Origin of the sequence: Microcoleus sp. OTE_8_concoct_300 (assembly GCF_031383065.1) — a bacterium.
In the GTDB taxonomy this organism is placed as follows: domain Bacteria; phylum Cyanobacteriota; class Cyanobacteriia; order Cyanobacteriales; family Microcoleaceae; genus Microcoleus.
Genome location: NZ_JANMZH010000001.1, coordinates 1 through 2,507, shown reverse-complemented (window position 1 = coordinate 2,507; position 2,507 = coordinate 1). Strand labels below are relative to the sequence as shown.

Annotated in this window: 4 protein-coding genes and 1 pseudogene; 1 reads left to right on the top strand and 4 read right to left on the bottom strand. The window is 45.8% G+C overall.

Going from position 1 to position 2,507, the window contains the following annotated elements; genetic code table 11:
• Positions 1-130: 130 nt before the first annotated feature.
• From ACUVJL_RS00025 to ACUVJL_RS00015, 3 genes are all read right to left on the bottom strand, one after another.
• Positions 131-457, bottom strand: coding sequence for a hypothetical protein (locus ACUVJL_RS00025; RefSeq protein ID WP_445243961.1), 327 nt, complete (start codon positions 455-457; stop codon positions 131-133).
• Positions 454-1,077 (bottom strand): hypothetical protein, encoded by a 624-nt coding sequence (locus tag ACUVJL_RS00020; protein WP_445243960.1) that lies wholly within the window; start codon positions 1,075-1,077, stop codon positions 454-456. Before ACUVJL_RS00020 ends, ACUVJL_RS00025 begins: the two co-directional genes overlap by 4 nt.
• 257 nt (positions 1,078-1,334) lie before the next feature.
• Positions 1,335-1,727 (bottom strand): hypothetical protein, encoded by a 393-nt coding sequence (locus ACUVJL_RS00015; RefSeq protein ID WP_445243959.1) that lies wholly within the window; start codon positions 1,725-1,727, stop codon positions 1,335-1,337.
• A 165-nt stretch (positions 1,728-1,892) separates the two neighbouring features.
• Here ACUVJL_RS00015 and ACUVJL_RS00010 point away from each other — a divergent pair, with 165 nt between their 5' ends.
• Positions 1,893-2,429 (top strand): hypothetical protein, encoded by a 537-nt coding sequence (locus ACUVJL_RS00010; RefSeq protein WP_445243958.1) that lies wholly within the window; start codon positions 1,893-1,895, stop codon positions 2,427-2,429.
• On the opposite strand, the pseudogene ACUVJL_RS00005 reads toward ACUVJL_RS00010, so the two are convergent.
• Positions 2,390-2,507, bottom strand: a pseudogene (locus ACUVJL_RS00005) (IS5/IS1182 family transposase); the annotation flags it as partial. The gene ACUVJL_RS00010 and the pseudogene ACUVJL_RS00005 sit on opposite strands and share 40 nt — an antisense overlap.

Genomic DNA, 2,507 nt, shown 5'->3' with positions numbered 1-2,507 from the left:
TTGAGATTCTGTGGCGGTTTATTAAATATGAATGGATCGAAATAAATGCCTATTCTAGCTGGCCAGCTCTTGTTTCATCTGTGGAAAAAATACTTAAAGAATTTGGAGAAAATTATGTAATTAATTTTGCTTAACTACTTAGCGGGTCTTGGTTGGCGGCGAAGTGCCGGGCGATCGCCTCTACTAATTGCAGGGTTTCGTTGAAGTTGTCCAGTTGTCCAGTGGACTTGTCCAGTTGTCCACTAGACTCATATTCTACATCCCTTGGAAATTCCCAGATTTTGGCTCCTGGGTTCTTTTTCATAAACTTGTCCAGTTCGTCCAGTTTGTCCAGTGCTTGACTGGATATTTTTCCGCGACTGACTGGAACTATTTGCAGCGCTTTCATGCGATCGTAGACTGACTGTTTGCTGCTTAGGTTGTATCGAGCTTGCAGTTCTGAGATTTTGTAGTTCATTGGTTTGATATTATTTTGAGGATTTCATTAACTGGTTGTCCTAGAGAAAGAGCTTTTCTCACTTCTGGGCACTTGCTTGCCGGACAGTATTTGGCGCGCTGCCTCTTTCCTTCCATCCAGCGGTAGCTGTAGTAAGGGCCGTTGCATCTGATTTCAGGGCATTTGATTGAATGTTGCTTGCCACCGCGGCGGATTTTGTAGTGACTTTCGAGCCATCCGTTGCTGGCTTCCCCTACAACAGGCTCTACTGTTAACTCTGAGGCTTCCCCTACAACAGGCTCTACTGTTAATTCTGAGGCTTCCCCTACAACAGGCTCTACTGTTAATTCTGAGGCTTCCCCTACAACAGGCTCTACTGTTAATTCTGAGGCTTCCCCTACAACAGGCTCTACTGTTAACTTAACTTCTTCTGGATATAAAAAATCCCACTGTTTGATGTGGGGATTCCAGAATTTCAGGCTGCCGTCTATTGGGTGTATTTGATTGATTTTGAAAACTTCGTCGCGTTTAACCCATGCAGCGATCGCAGGTTTTTTTTTCACTTTAACCCAGTCGCCGGCTCTGTACACGTTCCCGGTTGCGGTGTTTGTGTTAAATAGCGAAAGCTGGCTGCTGTTCATGGTTTTTTCATGAGTTGATTCAGTTTGTAATGTTACTGATTGCAACTTCTTGGACGCAGGTTTCAAATTCACTTTCAGTGTGAGTTACGGGAGTTTTGAGTTTTTTCTATGTGTAACTTTGGTTTAGGAAAAGCTACCGTTGCCTCACCCAACAGCGAATACATTCAGAGAAAGAACCCGGTGGTGCGGGTGTTGGTTTTTGGTAAGTAACAATGCAAAAACCAGCGCTTCGTAACGAGTGCTGGCTTTTGTTGTGTTTATTCTGCGAGGTTTTCCTCGCTATCGTTGGATGATTCTGCTGTTGCTGCTGCTGTTATTTGCTGTTGCTGCAACTCTTTTAGCTTACGTAGATTATTGAGCTTCTGTTCGTATTCCTTTGCTTCCTCCCTGTACCAGACGATGCACTCCCTGGATTTGACCAATTGTTTCTCAGCATCGTCTATGAGCTGGTCAAGTATTCCCCCAATGGCATAGACAAGGCTAGCTCCCTCCTTGCTATTTTCTCGATCAGATGTGACGAGCTCACTCCGAATTCCTTCGCTAACTCGTCCAGCATTGCTGCCGCTGTTGGTGTCAGTCCATAAGTCTTGCCGCTTTTCTTCTCCCCGTACTCCCTCTGTTTCGCTTTCCTTGCCATAGTTTTCAGTCATAAACGCTACCTCAAGAATAACAAGTCTTAAGTAAGATGTTGACAATGTAATAAGTAAGACTATAGCATAAACTTGCAGTATTAAGTAAGACTTTAAGTCTGCTTGAGATTGCCTTGTATACCTCAAACGTTGGCGTGTGGGCAAGCCCTACCCTTCCCCTAACCTATGTACGCTCTCGAACAGTTACAACAGAAAAGTCTTAAGGAATTGAAGGAAATTGGCTGGCAGCTTAACGTGCTTCCAGCGTCCGATCGGCGCTGCCGCCAAAACTGGATAGATGCCATCGTCGGCGTCAATCCCCCACTGCTGCAACTGCTGGAAGTTTCCCCCGCGGCATTTGTTGTCGAACAAGTCCAGCCGATTATAGAAACGGTTGAAACCCCGTCTGCTGTGGAAGTCGAGCCAGTTCCGACGCTGCCGATTGAATCAAAGTTTTGCCGCATCGTTTACCCGCGGCCGGTTCAGAAGCCGATCGCACAGGCAGTCGAAAATTTCCCCGGTGTCGATCCCGGTGTCGATGTCTATCGAGTCCAGGAGCCGATCGCACAGGTGGCCAAAAATTCCCCCGGTGTCGAAGTCGATCCAGTCGAGGAGTCGATCGTACCGGCCAAAAATTTCCCCGGCAGTCGCTCGAAAGCTTCAATAGACCTCTTGCGAAAGTCTCAGGCGATCTCTAATTTAGTCTTTAAAGAAAGTTCATAATTATAAATACCAGCGATCAAATTAAATCTTAATCCGAAGCGCCTTCTTCGATTCCGATATCTTGATGAAAGTATTCTA

Coding starts and splice junctions, on each gene's coding strand:
- ACUVJL_RS00020 (WP_445243960.1), bottom strand. CDS start 1,077: ATGAACAGCAGCCAGCTTTCGCTATTTAACACAAACACCGCAACCGGG.
- ACUVJL_RS00025 (WP_445243961.1), bottom strand. CDS start 457: ATGAACTACAAAATCTCAGAACTGCAAGCTCGATACAACCTAAGCAGC.
- ACUVJL_RS00015 (WP_445243959.1), bottom strand. CDS start 1,727: ATGACTGAAAACTATGGCAAGGAAAGCGAAACAGAGGGAGTACGGGGA.
- ACUVJL_RS00010 (WP_445243958.1), top strand. CDS start 1,893: ATGTACGCTCTCGAACAGTTACAACAGAAAAGTCTTAAGGAATTGAAG.